The sequence below is a fragment of the Lysinibacillus sp. RU7 genome (assembly GCF_057837305.1).
This window is the reverse complement of sequence record NZ_JBYQFK010000298.1, coordinates 1-239: the sequence shown is the minus strand read 5'-3', so window position 1 is coordinate 239 and position 239 is coordinate 1. Positions and strand designations below refer to the sequence as shown.

Annotated in this window: 1 pseudogene; it reads left to right on the top strand. The window is 61.9% G+C overall.

Annotated features, from left to right (window positions below):
* Positions 1–196 (top strand): annotated as a pseudogene (locus AC3II9_RS22465) (hypothetical protein); the annotation flags it as partial.
* Positions 197–239 lie beyond the last annotated feature (43 nt).

Here is a 239-nt window from a genome sequence, read left to right as displayed (position 1 = left end):
CTTCTTCGCCATGTTCGGCAAGCTGGCGCAGCAGTACAAGCTGCCACTGGTGCCATTCCTGCTCGAAGGGGTTGCACAGCGGCCCGACTGGTTCCAGGAAGATCGCATCCACCCCATTGCCGCAGCGCAGCCGACGATGCTCGATAACGTCTGGCCGAAGCTGGAACCGCTTCTCAAAACCCGGGTCGGAAGGTGACGATTCTGCTGAACCGGCTTGCGCCGCTAGGCGCGTTGGGTTC